Genomic DNA, 13,659 nt, shown 5'->3' with positions numbered 1-13,659 from the left:
AGCGATTGAGTCAGACGGCAAGGCTTCCGCTTTTCGCCCCGTCGGGCTAGGCTCAATCTGTCCGCTTACTTCACTATTCTTATTGGTGTTACGTTGTAATCTTCACCGCTCTCCAGCGCCACCAGCAGATCGGCCCATTGTGCCAGCGCTGCTTTGCGTTCATCAAAATACTGGTGCCGGTTATAGATACCCTCTACGCCTTTGATACGGTGATTTAGACATCTTTCTGCGACTACCGGGTCAACTCCCAATGCCGCTAAATGTGTACGAGCTGTACGGCGGAAGTCATGAATGGTGAAGTTCGGCACGTCCGGCATTTCTGCGCGTACCTTTGCCAGCGCCACGGGCAGAGTGCTTTCCTGAATGTGTGGAATCATCCTGTTTTGCATCTTTCTGGCTGGCAATACCCATGCGCTGTTGCATGAGAACGTGTAAAGCTCTCTTAGCCATTCAACTGCTGGTGGTGCCAGCGGAATATCTATTGCGTCACCATTTTTGCTGCGTTCTTCTGGTAAGTGCCAAATGCCTTTGTCCAGGTCGAACTCTTCCCAGCGGGCGGCGCATAACTCCATTTTACGAACGCATAGGGCTAACAATAGTTTGAAAGTGATCTCATTCTGTCGACTGAATCCCTTTGCGGTGCGCATGGCCCTAAATAGCTGGATTAACTCATCACGGGTTAACCAGCGGTCACGGCTAACCTCCTTCCCACCAGCGTCCGAAACCTCAAATGCGGAACATGGGTTAATCTCCAGTGCGTGCCGTTTGATTCCGTAGTCGAATATGCGGCGTGTCCAGCGTAGAACGTCTGTCGCTATGGTCGGTGCTCCACGGTCAACAATAGCTTTAAGCATGTCATCAATGTGCCGTGGCTTTACGTCCTCCACCTTCATGCGTCCAATATGGGGATTAATATCCTTGTCGATCCGGCGGCGTAGTATGTCTGGATGCTTCCAGCGAGGCAGTATTTGGCGTTCAAAGTATTCGGCGGCAAGATCTGAAACGCGCATGGCGTTTTTTTCTGCTTCCATCTTCGCCAGGGCCTTGGCTTTCCGTTCCTGTTTTTCTCCTGCCACGTCATAACCAAGCGCAACGCGGGCGGCTAGTTCTTTGGCGGTCTCTCTGGCTTTAGATAGTGATAGCTCGGCATAGGAGCCAATAACCATAGCCCGTTGCTTACCAGAGAACTTATAGCGGAATCGCCAGCTTGGGGATTGGTCTACCTGTCGGTATCGGAGGTATAGACCGCCACCATCTGCGCGTCCTTCGAAGCGTTCTCCGGCTTTTATCCACGCACGGATCTGCATGTCTGTCAGTTTTGGCATTTTGCGAATATCCAAACTTTGAATAGAGGGTGTACCCAAAGTGATGTACACAAAACTCGTTGGGTACACCTTTGGGTACACCTTAACTATGCGCTTTGTTGCGTCTTTATGATAGCCCATAATAACAAAAAGCCCGGCTAAATGCGGGCTTTGCTGGTTCTTTGCGTCTTTGTGATAGTTCTTAAATATTTACTCGATATTCTGAATCTGTTCGCGCATTTGCTCGATCAATACCTTCAGTTCAATCGCGGAATTAGTCACTTCGGCATTGATAGACTTTGATGCCAGAGTGTTTGACTCACGGTTGAATTCCTGCATCATGAAGTCAAGACGACGGCCAACCGCCTCTTTTTTCTTCAGAATGTTGTAGGTTTCTTTGACGTGGGCTTCCAGGCGATCCAGTTCCTCAGCCACGTCGATACGCTGCGCCATCAGCACCAGCTCTTGCTCAAGACGATTATTTTCCAGTTGCACCTGAGCATCTTCCAGTTTGGCTACCAGACGCTCACGCTGCCATTGCAGGATTTCCGGCATATGCGCACGTACCTTCGTCACTTCAGCGCTGACGCCTTCCAGACGCTGCTCGATCAGCGCTTTCAGCGCCTGACCTTCAGTTTCACGTGCGACGATGAAGTCATCCAGCGTACCGTCAAGTGCGGCGAGGATTTCGGCGGCAATGGCGTCCAGATCCTGCTCCTGGGCAGCCATTACTCCTGGCCAGCGCAAGATATCAACCGGGTTGATTTCACCTTCATCGCTCTGCATTTTGACCCAGTTAGCAGCGCTAACGAGCTGTTTAGCGAGCTTTTCATTCAGAATCAGCTCGCCCTGAGCGCTGGCATCAGGCTCAAAACGCAGGGTACATTCGACCTTACCGCGCGTCAGACGCGTGCGAATACGTTCGCGAACTACGGGTTCAAGACTACGGAACTGCTCCGGCAGGCGAAAATAAGTTTCCAGATAACGCTGGTTTACCGAGCGCATTTCCCAGGTAGCGCTACCCCATTCACCCTTGATTTCACGCCGGGCGTAGGCGGTCATGCTGCGGATCATAGACGTTCCTGTTTTTAAAGATGAGATGGGAGGATTATAGCCATCCATGTCTTGTCAGGATAGGAATAACAGTCGGAAGTCCGTATAATGCGCAGCCACATTCGTTTCAAGCCGGAGATTTTATCATGCGTCCAGCAGGTCGTAGTGCCAATCAGGTGCGTCCCGTCACCCTGACCCGTAATTATACAAAACACGCTGAAGGCTCCGTGCTGGTCGAATTTGGTGATACCAAAGTGCTGTGTACCGCCTCGATTGATGAAGGCGTACCGCGTTTTCTGAAAGGTCAGGGCCAGGGTTGGATCACCGCAGAATATGGCATGCTGCCACGCGCCACGCACACCCGTAACGCCCGTGAAGCGGCAAAAGGTAAGCAGGGCGGTCGTACCATGGAAATCCAGCGTCTTATTGCGCGTGCGCTGCGTGCCGCAGTTGACCTGAAAACCCTTGGCGAGTTCACCATTACTCTGGACTGCGATGTTATCCAGGCAGATGGCGGTACGCGCACCGCATCAATTACCGGTGCATGTGTTGCGTTAGCTGATGCGCTGAACAAGCTGGTCGCGAGCGGTAAACTGAAAACTAACCCGATGAAAGGGATGGTTGCAGCGGTTTCCGTGGGGATTGTTAACGGTGAAGCGCTCTGTGACCTCGAGTACGTTGAAGATTCTGCCGCAGAAACCGACATGAACGTGGTGATGACTGAAGACGGCCGTATTATTGAAGTACAAGGCACGGCGGAAGGCGAGCCATTCAGCCATGAAGAACTTCTCACCCTACTGGCGTTGGCCCGAGGGGGAATCGAATCCATTGTAGCGACGCAGAAGGCGGCGTTAGAAAATTGATTTTAAAGGCGACTGATGAGTCGCCTTTTTTTTGTCTGTAATAAAGTGAGATGAGGAGCGAATCCATGAAACCGTATCAGCGCCAGTTTATTGAGTTTGCGCTTAGCAAGCAGGTACTAAAGTTTGGCGAGTTTACGCTGAAATCCGGGCGTAAAAGCCCCTATTTCTTCAACGCCGGACTGTTTAATACCGGGCGCGACCTGGCTCTGTTAGGCCGTTTTTACGCCGAAGCGCTGGTGGATTCCGGTATTGAGTTCGATTTGCTGTTTGGCCCAGCGTACAAAGGTATTCCGATTGCGACTACAACGGCCGTTGCGCTGGCTGAACACCACGATAAAGATTTGCCGTACTGCTTTAACCGTAAAGAGGCGAAGACCCACGGTGAAGGTGGCAATCTGGTCGGTAGCGCACTTGAGGGGCGTGTCATGCTGGTGGATGACGTGATCACTGCCGGTACTGCGATTCGTGAATCCATGGAGATAATCCAGGCAAATGGCGCGACGTTGGCAGGGGTACTCATTTCTCTTGATCGTCAGGAACGCGGCCGCGGCGAGATTTCAGCGATTCAGGAAGTGGAACGCGATTATGGTTGCAAGGTGATTTCTATCATTACCCTGAAAGATCTGATTGCTTATCTGGAAGAAAAACCTGAAATGGCAGAACACCTGGCCGCAGTACGGGCGTATCGCGAAGAGTTTGGGGTATAAGAACTGCCGGATGGCGCTGCGCTTATCCGGCCTACGCACTTACCGGGCCTACGGCTTACGTAGGCCGGATAAAACGAAGTCGTTACTGCAACTGTGCGGCAACCAACGGCCAGCGGGTGTCAAAGTCATCCGTTGGACGGTATTTAAATTCGCTGCGCACGAAACGAGATAACATACCTTCACAGAAAGCCAGTAACTGACTGGCCAGCAGCGTTTCATCTACGGCGTAACCTTCGCCTTCACGCATTCTTTTTTCTCGCAGAACCTGGCGCAACTGTGCCTCAATACGTTCAAAAAGCTGGTTAATACGGCCTTGCAGACGATCCTGTTCAAACATGAGCGCATGCCCGGTCAGAATGCGCGTAAGACCGGGGTTACGTTCACCGAACCCTAAAATCAGCAGAACGATCAGACGCAGACGTGCGCCGGTGTCCTTTTCATCTTTTAAGATCAGATTGATACGGGTAATCAGACTATCTTCGATAAACTCAATCAGGCTATCGAACATGCGGGTCTTGCTGGGAAAATGGCGATATAATGCCGCTTCGGAAACGCCCACAGAGGCTGCCAGTTTTGCTGTCGTGATACGCTGGCTTCCATCACTGGATTCCAGCATCAGCGCCAGCGACTGAAGTATTTCTTCGCGACGATTCCTTTTCGCAGTTTGCTTTTCTACCATGTTACAAAATACCCCTGAAAATAAGCACTTGCCAGGCAGGCATCCACACAGCGACCGCAAACGACTGTTTGCGGTATGTTATTGCGTTATTACGCTACGGGATGCTTCTTTACGGGTTACTTGCGCCCGGAATGGCCGAAGCCGCCTTCGCCACGATCGGTGGCTTCAAACTCTTCCACCAGATTAAATTCAGCCTGCACAACCGGTACAAAGACCATCTGTGCAATACGTTCACCTGGTTCAATGGTGAAGCTATCCTGGCCACGGTTCCAGATGGATACCATCAGCTGACCCTGATAGTCGGAATCAATCAAACCGACCAGGTTACCCAGTACGATACCGTGCTTATGACCCAGACCAGAGCGTGGCAACATCACCGCGGCCAGTGAGGGATCGGCGATATGGATGGCTAACCCAGTTGGCACCAGCGTCGTTGCGCCAGGCGCCAGTTCTACGGCGTCATCAAGACAGGCACGCAGGTCAAGTCCGGCAGAACCAGAGGTGGCGTACGTCGGGAGCGGAAATTGTTTCCCTACGCGCGGGTCCAGAATTTTAACGTCGATTTTTTTCATCATAACGGGTCACGATCTCGTCGAGTAATAATTGGCCCAGGAGTTCTTTGCGCTCAAGCGGTAAGACTTTATCTCCATCCTGCCAAAAAAGGTGTAATGCGTTGCTATCGCTGTTAAATCCTTGAGTAGAAAGCGAAACATCGTTTGCACAGATCACATCAAGGTTTTTGCGGAGGCGTTTTTGCCGGGCATATTCTTCCACATTATTTGTTTCGGCGGCAAACCCAACGACAAAGGGACGGTTAGCATCCAGTGCGGCAACGCCGGCAATAATATCCGGGTTCTTGACCATTTTTACTGTTAATTCATCGCCCTGCGTCGCCTGTTTTTTGATTTTTTCGTGGGCGACAGTTTCAGCGCGGTAATCCGCGACTGCGGCGCAGCCGATAAAAATATGCTGTTGTTGCACCGCAGATTGCACGGCGGCTTCCATTTCCAGTGCGGTCACCACATCAACGCGCTGGACAAATGGCGGTGTGGGTAACGAAACCGGACCCGACACCAGCGTGACGTTTGCTCCGCGCTTTGCGGCCGCGGCCGCGATAGCAAATCCCATTTTCCCGGAGCTGTGGTTGGAAATATACCGCACGGGATCAAGCGGTTCACGCGTCGGGCCCGCCGTAATCATGATGTTGAGATGTTGCAGGGAGTTGACAGGTGAAAAATGTTCTGCCGCCATATCCACAATCGTTAACGGATCCAGCATACGTCCAGGACCGATATCACCACATGCCTGGCTACCGCTGTCAGGGCCCCAAATGAGCAAACCGCGCGAAGCAAGAATGCCCAGATTGTGCTGGGTCGCGGCAGCGCGATACATCTGCTGGTTCATGGCCGGCAGCACGGCAACAGGCGCGGGTGTTGCCAGACAAATCGTAGACACCAGATCGTTAGCCATACCGGCGGCAACGCGGGCAATCAGGTCTGCCGTCGCGGGAGCCAGAATAACCAAATCGGCCCATTTCCCCAGCTCAATATGGCCCATCGCGGCTTCGGCAGCGGGGTCGAGCAGGCTGTCAGATACCGGATAGCCCGAAACTGCCTGTAAGCTCAGGGGAGTAATAAAGGCTTTTGCCGCTTCGGTCATCGCCACGCGGACGTCTGCGCCGCGTTCCCGTAAACGACGCACCAGCTCAGGGGTTTTGTACGCAGCAATACCGCCACTGACGCCAAGTACGATTTTTTTACCGGCCAGGCTCATCATGATCTTTCCTGTTGGGTTACACCAGAAGGCGGATATTTTATCACACTCCATCATTTATCGTGCTTTTGACCGTGATCCACTTTGCGAAGCGCCACGAGGAATGGAGAACAGAACGTCGATCTGCCGCTGGTGTTATGCCACCATGCGGATGCGAAAGGAGGGGAAAGCATGGAAAATACAGGACGTATAATGCCTCGGGAAAAGCTGTTGGCACAGGGGGCAAGCTCGCTGACCGACGTTGAGCTGCTGGCGCTTTTTTTACGCACCGGGATGCTGGGTAAAGATGTCCTGACGCTGGCGAAAGAAATGCTACAACAATTTGATTCGCTTTACGGCCTGTTGTCGGCTGACTACATGGATTTTAGCCTGGTCCAGGGCATTGGCCTTGCGAAGTACGCTCAGCTTAAGGGAATTGCTGAGTTGGCAAGACGTTACTACGACGTGCGGGTGATAGAAGAAAGGTCGATACTTAGCCCGGAAATGGCACGTGAGTTTCTGCAAAGTCAGCTGTCACAAGAAGAGCGCGAGATCTTTTTGGTGATCTTCATGGATTCACAACATCGAGTGATAAAACACAGCAAACTTTTTTCCGGGACACTAAGCCACGTCGAGGTACATCCGCGAGAAATTGTCCGCGCAGCGATAAAAATGAATGCTTCCGCGGTGATCCTTGCGCATAATCACCCTTCGGGGTGTGCAGAGCCGAGCAAAGCAGATAAACTCATCACCGAGCGTGTTGTGAAATGCTGTCAGTTCATGGATATCCGGGTGCTTGATCATCTGATAATTGGGCGCGGAGAGTACGTTTCTTTTGCGGAACGCGGTTGGATTTAACGCACTTTACGCGATCCATCGGGATCTTTGTCTGTTCGGGACTTGAGCATAACGCCGGGTCAGCGTATACTACGCCACCTTTGAGAATCTCGGGTTTGGCATTTGGGCCTGGCAATCGAGAGTTCACTTAGAACTATGCGATGACCGGGCTGTAAAGCCTGACGAGGCGCCGATACCCCATACGAAGCTCGAGCTAATTTGATTTTTGGAGAATAGACATGTCCCGAGTCTGCCAAGTTACTGGCAAGCGTCCGGTGACCGGTAACAACCGTTCCCACGCACTGAACGCGACTAAACGCCGTTTCCTGCCGAACCTGCACTCTCACCGTTTCTGGGTTGAGAGCGAGAAGCGTTTTGTCACCCTGCGCGTATCTGCTAAAGGTATGCGTGTAATCGATAAGAAAGGCATCGATACAGTTCTGTCTGAACTGCGTGCCCGTGGCGAAAAGTACTAAGTACTTAAAGAGGAAATAAATCATGGCTAAAGGTATTCGCGAGAAAATCAAGCTGGTTTCTTCTGCTGGTACAGGTCACTTCTACACCACCACGAAGAACAAACGTACTAAGCCGGAAAAACTGGAACTGAAAAAATTCGATCCAGTTGTACGCCAGCACGTACTGTACAAAGAAGCGAAAATCAAATAATTTTCGTTTTGATGTAAAGAAAAACCCTGCCTCGGCGGGGTTTTTTGTTTTCTGGCCGTCCCCATATTAATGAGACCTGATACAGCGCCGGAGATGCTATGCCTGAATTACCTGAAGTCGAAACCAGTCGCCGTGGTATTGAGCCGCATCTGGTAGGGGCGAAGATTTTACACGCCACTGTGCGTAATGGTCGTTTGCGCTGGCCGGTATCCGAGGAAATCTATCGCCTGAGCGATAAACCTGTCCTGAGCGTACAGCGCCGTGCGAAATACCTGCTGCTGGAGCTGACGGATGGCTGGATTATCATTCATCTGGGGATGTCGGGTAGTCTGCGTATTCTTCCTGAAGAACTTCCCGCAGAAAAGCATGATCACGTCGACTTAGTGATGAGTAATGGCAAAGTTCTGCGGTATACCGATCCTCGGCGTTTTGGCGCCTGGCTGTGGACAAAAGAACTGGATGGACATAATGTGCTCGCTCATCTTGGCCCAGAGCCGCTGAGCGACGATTTCAACACTGCTTATCTCCAGCAGAAATGCGCAAAGAAGAAAACGGCGATAAAACCCTGGCTGATGGATAACAAGCTGGTGGTGGGGGTGGGAAATATCTACGCCAGTGAGTCTCTCTTTGCGGCTGGCATTCATCCTGACCGCCTGGCATCATCGCTGTCGAAAGATGAGTGTGAGCTGCTGGTACGCGTTATTAAGGCTGTATTGCTGCGCTCTATCGAGCAGGGTGGAACGACGCTGAAGGATTTTCTGCAAAGTGACGGTAAGCCAGGCTATTTTGCTCAGGAGCTGCAGGTCTATGGGAGAGAAGGCGAACCCTGTCGCGTATGCGGAGCGTCAGTCATTGCGACAAAACACGCTCAGCGTACAACGTTCTACTGCCGTCGCTGTCAGAAATAATATTCATTGCAGGCCGGATAAACCTTGTCGGCTTACCCGGCTAAATGCGCTACTTCAACTTATCCATTAGCGCCTGGTGAACATTTTTCGGCAGGAAGTGGGTCACGTCACCCTGGTGGCGGGCGACTTCTTTAACCAGCGATGATGAAATAAAAGACCACTCTTTAGATGGCATCAAAAAGACGCTTTCCAGTTGAGGCATTAAGTGGCGGTTCATGTGCGCCAACTGCATTTCATACTCAAAATCAGCCACGGCACGCAGGCCACGAATCAGAATATTAGCCTGATTATCGCGGGCAAAGTTTGCCATTAAATCGCTAAATCCCATGACTTCTATATTACCCAGATGCGCCGTTGCCTGCTGTGCCAGCTGAACGCGTTCTTCCAGCGTGAACATCGGTTTTTTACTGGGGCTTGCGGCAATTGCCAGGATCACGTGATCAAACATGCTCGTCGCACGTGTCACGATATCAAGATGGCCGTTAGTTATGGGATCGAAGGTTCCTGGATAAATCGCCCGTTTTTGCATGACAGCCCTCAATGCGTTTTGGGTGGCAGGTAAGGTTCCAGCAGCTGCAGCAGACGCTGTAGCGCGCCCTGATTTTGGTACAGTACTTCAACAGCATGGCGACCATAAAAATTACGATAATCTTCATCGGTCAGAAGGGACGAAACCTCTTTCACCAGCGTGGTGACGTCAGTGACGGTGATCAACCCACTTGCCTGTTCCAGTCGGGCGCAAATGTCTTTGAAGTTAAAGGTATGCGGGCCCATCAATACGGGAATGGCATGTGCCGCTGCTTCCAGTGGGTTGTGTCCACCACGCTCAACCAGAGAGCCACCGACAAAAGCAAGATCGGCAATTCCGTACAGTAGCATCAGCTCACCCATCGTGTCGCCAATAACCACCTGGGTACTTGAGGACGGCACTTCGCCTGAAGAACGTGTGGTAAAGCTTAGACCAGCCTGGCGTACGAGGTTAATGGCATCCGGGAAGCGCTCAGGGTGTCTGGGAACCAGAATCAATAAAAGATTCGGGAACTGGTGTAACAGCGCCTGATGAGCAGCGATGATGATGCTTTCTTCCCCGTCATGCGTGCTGGTCGCAATCCATACCGGGCGATGCGGCGCCCACTGGCGTCGCAACGTAACTGCTTTAGCGGCCAGCTGTGGGGTGACAGAAATATCAAACTTCAGGCTACCGGTGACGGTGACCTGATTGCTTTTGGCACCCAATGTAATGAAGCGAGCGCCATCCTCTTCGTTTTGCGCAGCAATCAGCGTAATGCGGCGTAATAGCCTGCTAACAAATTTTCCTAATTTAGCGTAGCCAGCGGCTGAACGCGCGGAAAGGCGCGCGTTGGCGATGACCAGCGGGATATGGCGCTTATGCAGTGCAGCGATCAGATTTGGCCAGAGCTCGGTTTCCATAATTAACACCAGTTTGGGGTCAACTTTATTCAGGAAACGGTTCAACGCATCCGGTAAATCATAGGGAAGATAAATATGTTGAACGTCTGTGCCAAAAGCAGATTGCACGCGCTCTGAACCGGTTGGCGTCATGGTGGTTACCGTGATCGGCAAATCCGGGTAACGATGTCGCAGAGCGCGGACTAATGGGATTGCTGCCAGCGTTTCACCCACGGAAACTGAATGGAGCATGATACCGCCTGGTTTCAGTGGGCGGCGATAAAAACCGTAGCGTTCACCCCAGCGTTTACGGTACGCCGGAGCTTTACGTCCGCGCACCCAAAGCCGTATCCAGATCAAAGGCTGAATAAGGTAGAAAAGGGCGGTGTAAAGCAATTCTAGCATAATAGTAGCTGGCTTATGGATGTGCTGGGGATTCTATGTATTTAACTATGGCTTTACCATCATTTTTGCTGATTTTTTGAGGAAACTGTACGGATCAAGAGAAAGGGGGCCTGAGTTGTGTTGTCCCGCTTGGTAATCTCAGCAGTGGAAGGCTAAAAACGGAATGGTTATGGTCATAAAAACCGATCTTTTTATGGAATATGCCAGAAACATAACCATTCCTAAAAGACAATAATATCAATGCATTAGCGTTTTTTCTGTGTTTGGTATTTCTTAACTAAATACTTTACATAGAAAATAAAAGCACCGAAGAGTTGCCCATTGTGTTTTAAATGTGTGCTTTTTCGTGATAGCTGTTTATACGTAGTGGGTGCCAATAAAGGAATATCTTTCCACGGCGAATTCTCTCTGGCTATTTTGAAGTATTCGACTTCAGCATAATATTGTGCCCAGTCATGCCAGGGTTTAGTGACGCCGACATAGTGAATGAATACCGTTTGTGATGTGATTTTAAAGGCATCACCCCCTTTCCTGGCTAACGTATCGATGTTAAAGAATGAATTGAATTTATGGTCCAGGATTTTTACGTGATCATTGAAGAGGACGTTCAACGCATCCTGATCGGGATGTGAGAAACGGTTTTCATTAACCTTTGAAATGACTTGCAGCGTCAAATTAGTATCTTTTAATTCTGGAAGGTTAAAATACATGAAGCCTGAGTTGAAGTACCGGCCTGGATTTATGCCGGCAACAGCAGATGTATCGACAAAGCTATCATGGACAGCCATTAATACATTGCCATTAAATTCTTCCGTGAGTAACGAGGCAAGGCTTCCTTTACATATAATATCAGAGTCAAGATATATGATGCTGCTGAGCTTATCGGCAAAGTAATCGATTGCAATAAGTCTGAAATAGATTGAATAATTCCATGCCTTAGATGCAGTAGGTAGATTTTTTAATTCATTATCATCCAGTACATAAAACGTAATGCGGGTATTATATTGGCTTGCCAGGACAGAAAAAAGATGAAGTTGATGTTCGTCAAGATAATTAGTGAAAATATGGAAATGGAAGTTCAGGTCCCGATTATTTAAAAGTACCGATGTAATTGAAACGCCCGTACCGTAAAGAAAGGGTCTGTCAGCGCCATAGGTAATATTGATACATGTGTTTTTTTTATCGTCATTTTCAATATGTGCATTCTTAATATATTTTATTATATTTTCTTTCACATCTTTTTCCTTTTGATTCTTTCAGAGTGCACGCGTGTTTATGTAAGACAAAATGGCGCTCCTGTCGGCATAGAATAGAACAAACTGTAAAGGAAGGAAAGAGATACTTGGTGATTAAATTTCTTTATTAATCATTATGTTATGTGAAAATATTTTTGTGATTAGATTGAGGGTACACAGTGAGAGGAAGAGACTAAAATTAATGGGGGATTTTTACGATGTTATATAATAAGATATGCCCCATAAATCGTGCTAGCGAGTGTTTGTCGTTGATTAACAAGGCAATTTGAAGAAGTGAGATTTGAATTTTATGAATCAAGTAAGATACAGTCAAAATGGTAATATCTTGATTTTAAGCAAAGTTGTATTGGTTTTAATGATTTTTGGGTTATTTACGATAGATAATCAAGGGGTGCTAAATATGACCTCTTTGCTCGCTGTAGTTTTATCTATTTACTATATTAAAGCCAATAAAATAGATATTAAAAACATTGTGCTCGATCTCATGCAGAAGAGAAAACTATTGTTACTCTTCACGTTGTGGTGTGTTTTTTGCATTGTATTTTTCACCTATGAAGATAAATCTCTTGATGCCTTTATCATATTGATAAAAGACTGGCGTTACCCGTTAGTGATGATGTTATTTTTTGGAGCATTCAGTAAGCATATAACCTCACTGAGACAGGTCTTTGTCATTGGGGCGATACTTACTCTATCCTATGTTGTCTTAGTAGTGCCGATTTTAAGAATTATAAAAAATAACCCGCAGGAACTGTATCTACAGCTTCGCTATGGTTTCGCATTCTATGTTGTTATGCTATTTCCTTTTGTATTAACAGGAGCGATTTTATTCAAGAATCACTTCCTGAAAACAGTATTATATATCATTTCTGCGCTTGCATTCGTCTTTTTATCATACACCGGGAGCCGCGCAGGGATCTTGGCAGTTGTTGTAGAGATTTTCCTGATTTCATTTCTGGTGAGTAAAACCATCAAGAGATTTATGGCTGCTACCTGTGGTTTGCTATTTATAATGGCTGCTTTGCTTATCGGGGCCTACAACACAGTGGGTCAGGTAAAAATGAAAGTCGATCAAACTCTGCAAATGAATAACGTCACATCCAGTCGTGATGAAATCATCTTAGACCGTTTCCCTTTAGTAATGGAGAATATCAACAATGCCATCTTTGGTATTGGATATGGGAATTCTACATACAATCAGTATTTAGAGGACCATAATGCGCCGAAAAATGGCGGGGTATATTCTGAGCGAAATAACGGCTATAATATAGATGAACCGTTTTTTATGATAATTCTTTATAATGTTGGGGCTATTGGTCTCTTCTTATTTACTGCGGCTTTTTTCATTACATTTAAAGACATATATATCCGAGCCAGAAGCCAAAAAGATATTTTTAGCATTTCATTACTGTGCTCTCTTGTTGGCTATATTCTGGTATATTGTTTATTTGAAAAGATGTTCATAAATGTCTTTTTATTATACAGCATAGCCATCCTGATGTTGTATGGCAAAAATGAGCCAGGAAAAATAACAAATTAACATCAAAATGAGCCTATGTGATGTCGTTGAGAATATAGGCTCAATTTTCATAATATGATAAATAGTCTCATATATTGTAAATATTAATTTTCCTCTAATTCACATAGAAAATTTCCATAGATATCGAATTGTCAAGTGAATAGTGGTATAATATAAGCGATAAAATAAGATGGTGTGATCTGCAGTACACAGGTAGCTGTTGAGCCTGGGGCGGTAGCGTGATTTGAAAATTAACAATAACCTGAAAGGGTATAGTGTGAAAAAGATCCTGGTAATAAA

General features: G+C 48.1%; 15 protein-coding genes. 7 read left to right on the top strand and 8 right to left on the bottom strand.

Going from position 1 to position 13,659, the window contains the following annotated elements; all coding sequences use genetic code 11:
• Nucleotides 1–65: 65 nt before the first annotated feature.
• Both AL515_RS00790 and AL515_RS00785 read right to left on the bottom strand, forming a co-directional pair.
• Complete coding sequence (locus AL515_RS00790; protein ID WP_061068780.1) at nt 66–1,325, bottom strand: tyrosine-type recombinase/integrase; 1,260 nt, start codon at nt 1,323–1,325, stop codon at nt 66–68.
• Between the two features lie 189 nt (nt 1,326–1,514).
• Complete coding sequence (locus tag AL515_RS00785) at nt 1,515–2,378, bottom strand: YicC/YloC family endoribonuclease (protein WP_003024052.1); 864 nt, start codon at nt 2,376–2,378, stop codon at nt 1,515–1,517.
• 125 nt (nt 2,379–2,503) lie between these two features.
• Between AL515_RS00785 and rph the strand changes: the two genes are divergently transcribed.
• Together rph and pyrE are read left to right on the top strand one after the other, a co-directional pair.
• A complete protein-coding gene (gene rph / locus AL515_RS00775; protein ID WP_003024054.1) occupies nt 2,504–3,220 on the top strand; it encodes a ribonuclease PH in 717 nt (238 codons plus the stop codon).
• A 65-nt stretch (nt 3,221–3,285) separates the two neighbouring features.
• Nucleotides 3,286–3,927, top strand: coding sequence for an orotate phosphoribosyltransferase (pyrE, locus tag AL515_RS00770; RefSeq protein WP_061066836.1), 642 nt, complete (start codon nt 3,286–3,288; stop codon nt 3,925–3,927).
• Nucleotides 3,928–4,009: 82 nt separating this feature from the next.
• Here the strand turns inward: pyrE and slmA are convergent, their stop codons facing one another.
• The 3 genes from slmA to coaBC form a co-directional block, all read right to left on the bottom strand.
• Complete coding sequence (slmA, locus tag AL515_RS00765) at nt 4,010–4,606, bottom strand: nucleoid occlusion factor SlmA (protein ID WP_048213722.1); 597 nt, start codon at nt 4,604–4,606, stop codon at nt 4,010–4,012.
• A gap of 116 nt (nt 4,607–4,722) precedes the next feature.
• Nucleotides 4,723–5,181: a dUTP diphosphatase gene (gene dut / locus AL515_RS00755; protein WP_061066835.1), complete on the bottom strand. Its 459-nt coding sequence runs from the start codon at nt 5,179–5,181 to the stop codon at nt 4,723–4,725.
• Nucleotides 5,159–6,379, bottom strand: coding sequence for a bifunctional phosphopantothenoylcysteine decarboxylase/phosphopantothenate--cysteine ligase CoaBC (coaBC, locus tag AL515_RS00750; RefSeq protein ID WP_101742527.1), 1,221 nt, complete (start codon nt 6,377–6,379; stop codon nt 5,159–5,161). Before coaBC ends, dut begins: the two co-directional genes overlap by 23 nt.
• A 171-nt stretch (nt 6,380–6,550) precedes the next feature.
• Between coaBC and radC the strand changes: the two genes are divergently transcribed.
• The 4 genes from radC (at nt 6,551) to mutM (ending at nt 8,769) form a co-directional block, all read left to right on the top strand.
• Nucleotides 6,551–7,216, top strand: coding sequence for a RadC family protein (gene radC, locus AL515_RS00745; protein WP_061066833.1), 666 nt, complete (start codon nt 6,551–6,553; stop codon nt 7,214–7,216).
• Between the two features lie 218 nt (nt 7,217–7,434).
• Nucleotides 7,435–7,671, top strand: coding sequence for a 50S ribosomal protein L28 (rpmB, locus tag AL515_RS00740; protein ID WP_002436699.1), 237 nt, complete (start codon nt 7,435–7,437; stop codon nt 7,669–7,671).
• Nucleotides 7,672–7,693: 22 nt separating this feature from the next.
• Nucleotides 7,694–7,861, top strand: coding sequence for a 50S ribosomal protein L33 (gene rpmG / locus AL515_RS00735; RefSeq protein WP_003024094.1), 168 nt, complete (start codon nt 7,694–7,696; stop codon nt 7,859–7,861).
• Between the two features lie 98 nt (nt 7,862–7,959).
• Complete coding sequence (gene mutM, locus AL515_RS00730) at nt 7,960–8,769, top strand: bifunctional DNA-formamidopyrimidine glycosylase/DNA-(apurinic or apyrimidinic site) lyase (protein ID WP_061066832.1); 810 nt, start codon at nt 7,960–7,962, stop codon at nt 8,767–8,769.
• A gap of 49 nt (nt 8,770–8,818) precedes the next feature.
• On the opposite strand, the gene coaD is transcribed toward mutM, so the two are convergent.
• From coaD to AL515_RS00715, 3 genes are all read right to left on the bottom strand, one after another.
• On the bottom strand, nt 8,819–9,298 hold the full coding sequence (coaD, locus tag AL515_RS00725; RefSeq protein WP_048213718.1) for a pantetheine-phosphate adenylyltransferase: 480 nt from the start codon (nt 9,296–9,298) through the stop codon (nt 8,819–8,821).
• Between the two features lie 8 nt (nt 9,299–9,306).
• Nucleotides 9,307–10,584 (bottom strand): lipid IV(A) 3-deoxy-D-manno-octulosonic acid transferase, encoded by a 1,278-nt coding sequence (gene waaA / locus AL515_RS00720; protein WP_048213717.1) that lies wholly within the window; start codon nt 10,582–10,584, stop codon nt 9,307–9,309.
• Between the two features lie 245 nt (nt 10,585–10,829).
• On the bottom strand, nt 10,830–11,819 hold the full coding sequence (locus AL515_RS00715; RefSeq protein WP_053065239.1) for a glycosyltransferase: 990 nt from the start codon (nt 11,817–11,819) through the stop codon (nt 10,830–10,832).
• 310 nt (nt 11,820–12,129) lie between these two features.
• Here AL515_RS00715 and AL515_RS00710 point away from each other — a divergent pair, with 310 nt between their 5' ends.
• Nucleotides 12,130–13,380, top strand: a complete 1,251-nt coding sequence (locus AL515_RS00710; RefSeq protein ID WP_061066831.1) for an O-antigen ligase family protein — start codon at nt 12,130–12,132, stop codon at nt 13,378–13,380.
• Nucleotides 13,381–13,659: the final 279 nt, after the last annotated feature.

The organism is Citrobacter sp. FDAARGOS_156 (genome assembly GCF_001559235.2).
Classification (GTDB): Bacteria; Pseudomonadota; Gammaproteobacteria; order Enterobacterales; family Enterobacteriaceae; genus Citrobacter; species Citrobacter youngae.
Note: the sequence above shows the minus strand (reverse complement) of the source record. Positions and strands in the feature narration are given on the sequence as shown.

Bases quoted from the DNA above. Each gene is read 5' to 3' on its own strand.
- AL515_RS00790 (WP_061068780.1), bottom strand. From the start codon at position 1,325: ATGCCAAAACTGACAGACATGCAGATCCGTGCGTGGATAAAAGCCGGA.
- AL515_RS00785 (WP_003024052.1), bottom strand. From the start codon at position 2,378: ATGATCCGCAGCATGACCGCCTACGCCCGGCGTGAAATCAAGGGTGAA.
- rph (WP_003024054.1), top strand. From the start codon at position 2,504: ATGCGTCCAGCAGGTCGTAGTGCCAATCAGGTGCGTCCCGTCACCCTG.
- pyrE (WP_061066836.1), top strand. From the start codon at position 3,286: ATGAAACCGTATCAGCGCCAGTTTATTGAGTTTGCGCTTAGCAAGCAG.
- slmA (WP_048213722.1), bottom strand. From the start codon at position 4,606: ATGGTAGAAAAGCAAACTGCGAAAAGGAATCGTCGCGAAGAAATACTT.
- dut (WP_061066835.1), bottom strand. From the start codon at position 5,181: ATGATGAAAAAAATCGACGTTAAAATTCTGGACCCGCGCGTAGGGAAA.
- coaBC (WP_101742527.1), bottom strand. From the start codon at position 6,379: ATGAGCCTGGCCGGTAAAAAAATCGTACTTGGCGTCAGTGGCGGTATT.
- radC (WP_061066833.1), top strand. From the start codon at position 6,551: ATGGAAAATACAGGACGTATAATGCCTCGGGAAAAGCTGTTGGCACAG.
- rpmB (WP_002436699.1), top strand. From the start codon at position 7,435: ATGTCCCGAGTCTGCCAAGTTACTGGCAAGCGTCCGGTGACCGGTAAC.
- rpmG (WP_003024094.1), top strand. From the start codon at position 7,694: ATGGCTAAAGGTATTCGCGAGAAAATCAAGCTGGTTTCTTCTGCTGGT.
- mutM (WP_061066832.1), top strand. From the start codon at position 7,960: ATGCCTGAATTACCTGAAGTCGAAACCAGTCGCCGTGGTATTGAGCCG.
- coaD (WP_048213718.1), bottom strand. From the start codon at position 9,298: ATGCAAAAACGGGCGATTTATCCAGGAACCTTCGATCCCATAACTAAC.
- waaA (WP_048213717.1), bottom strand. From the start codon at position 10,584: ATGCTAGAATTGCTTTACACCGCCCTTTTCTACCTTATTCAGCCTTTG.
- AL515_RS00710 (WP_061066831.1), top strand. From the start codon at position 12,130: ATGAATCAAGTAAGATACAGTCAAAATGGTAATATCTTGATTTTAAGC.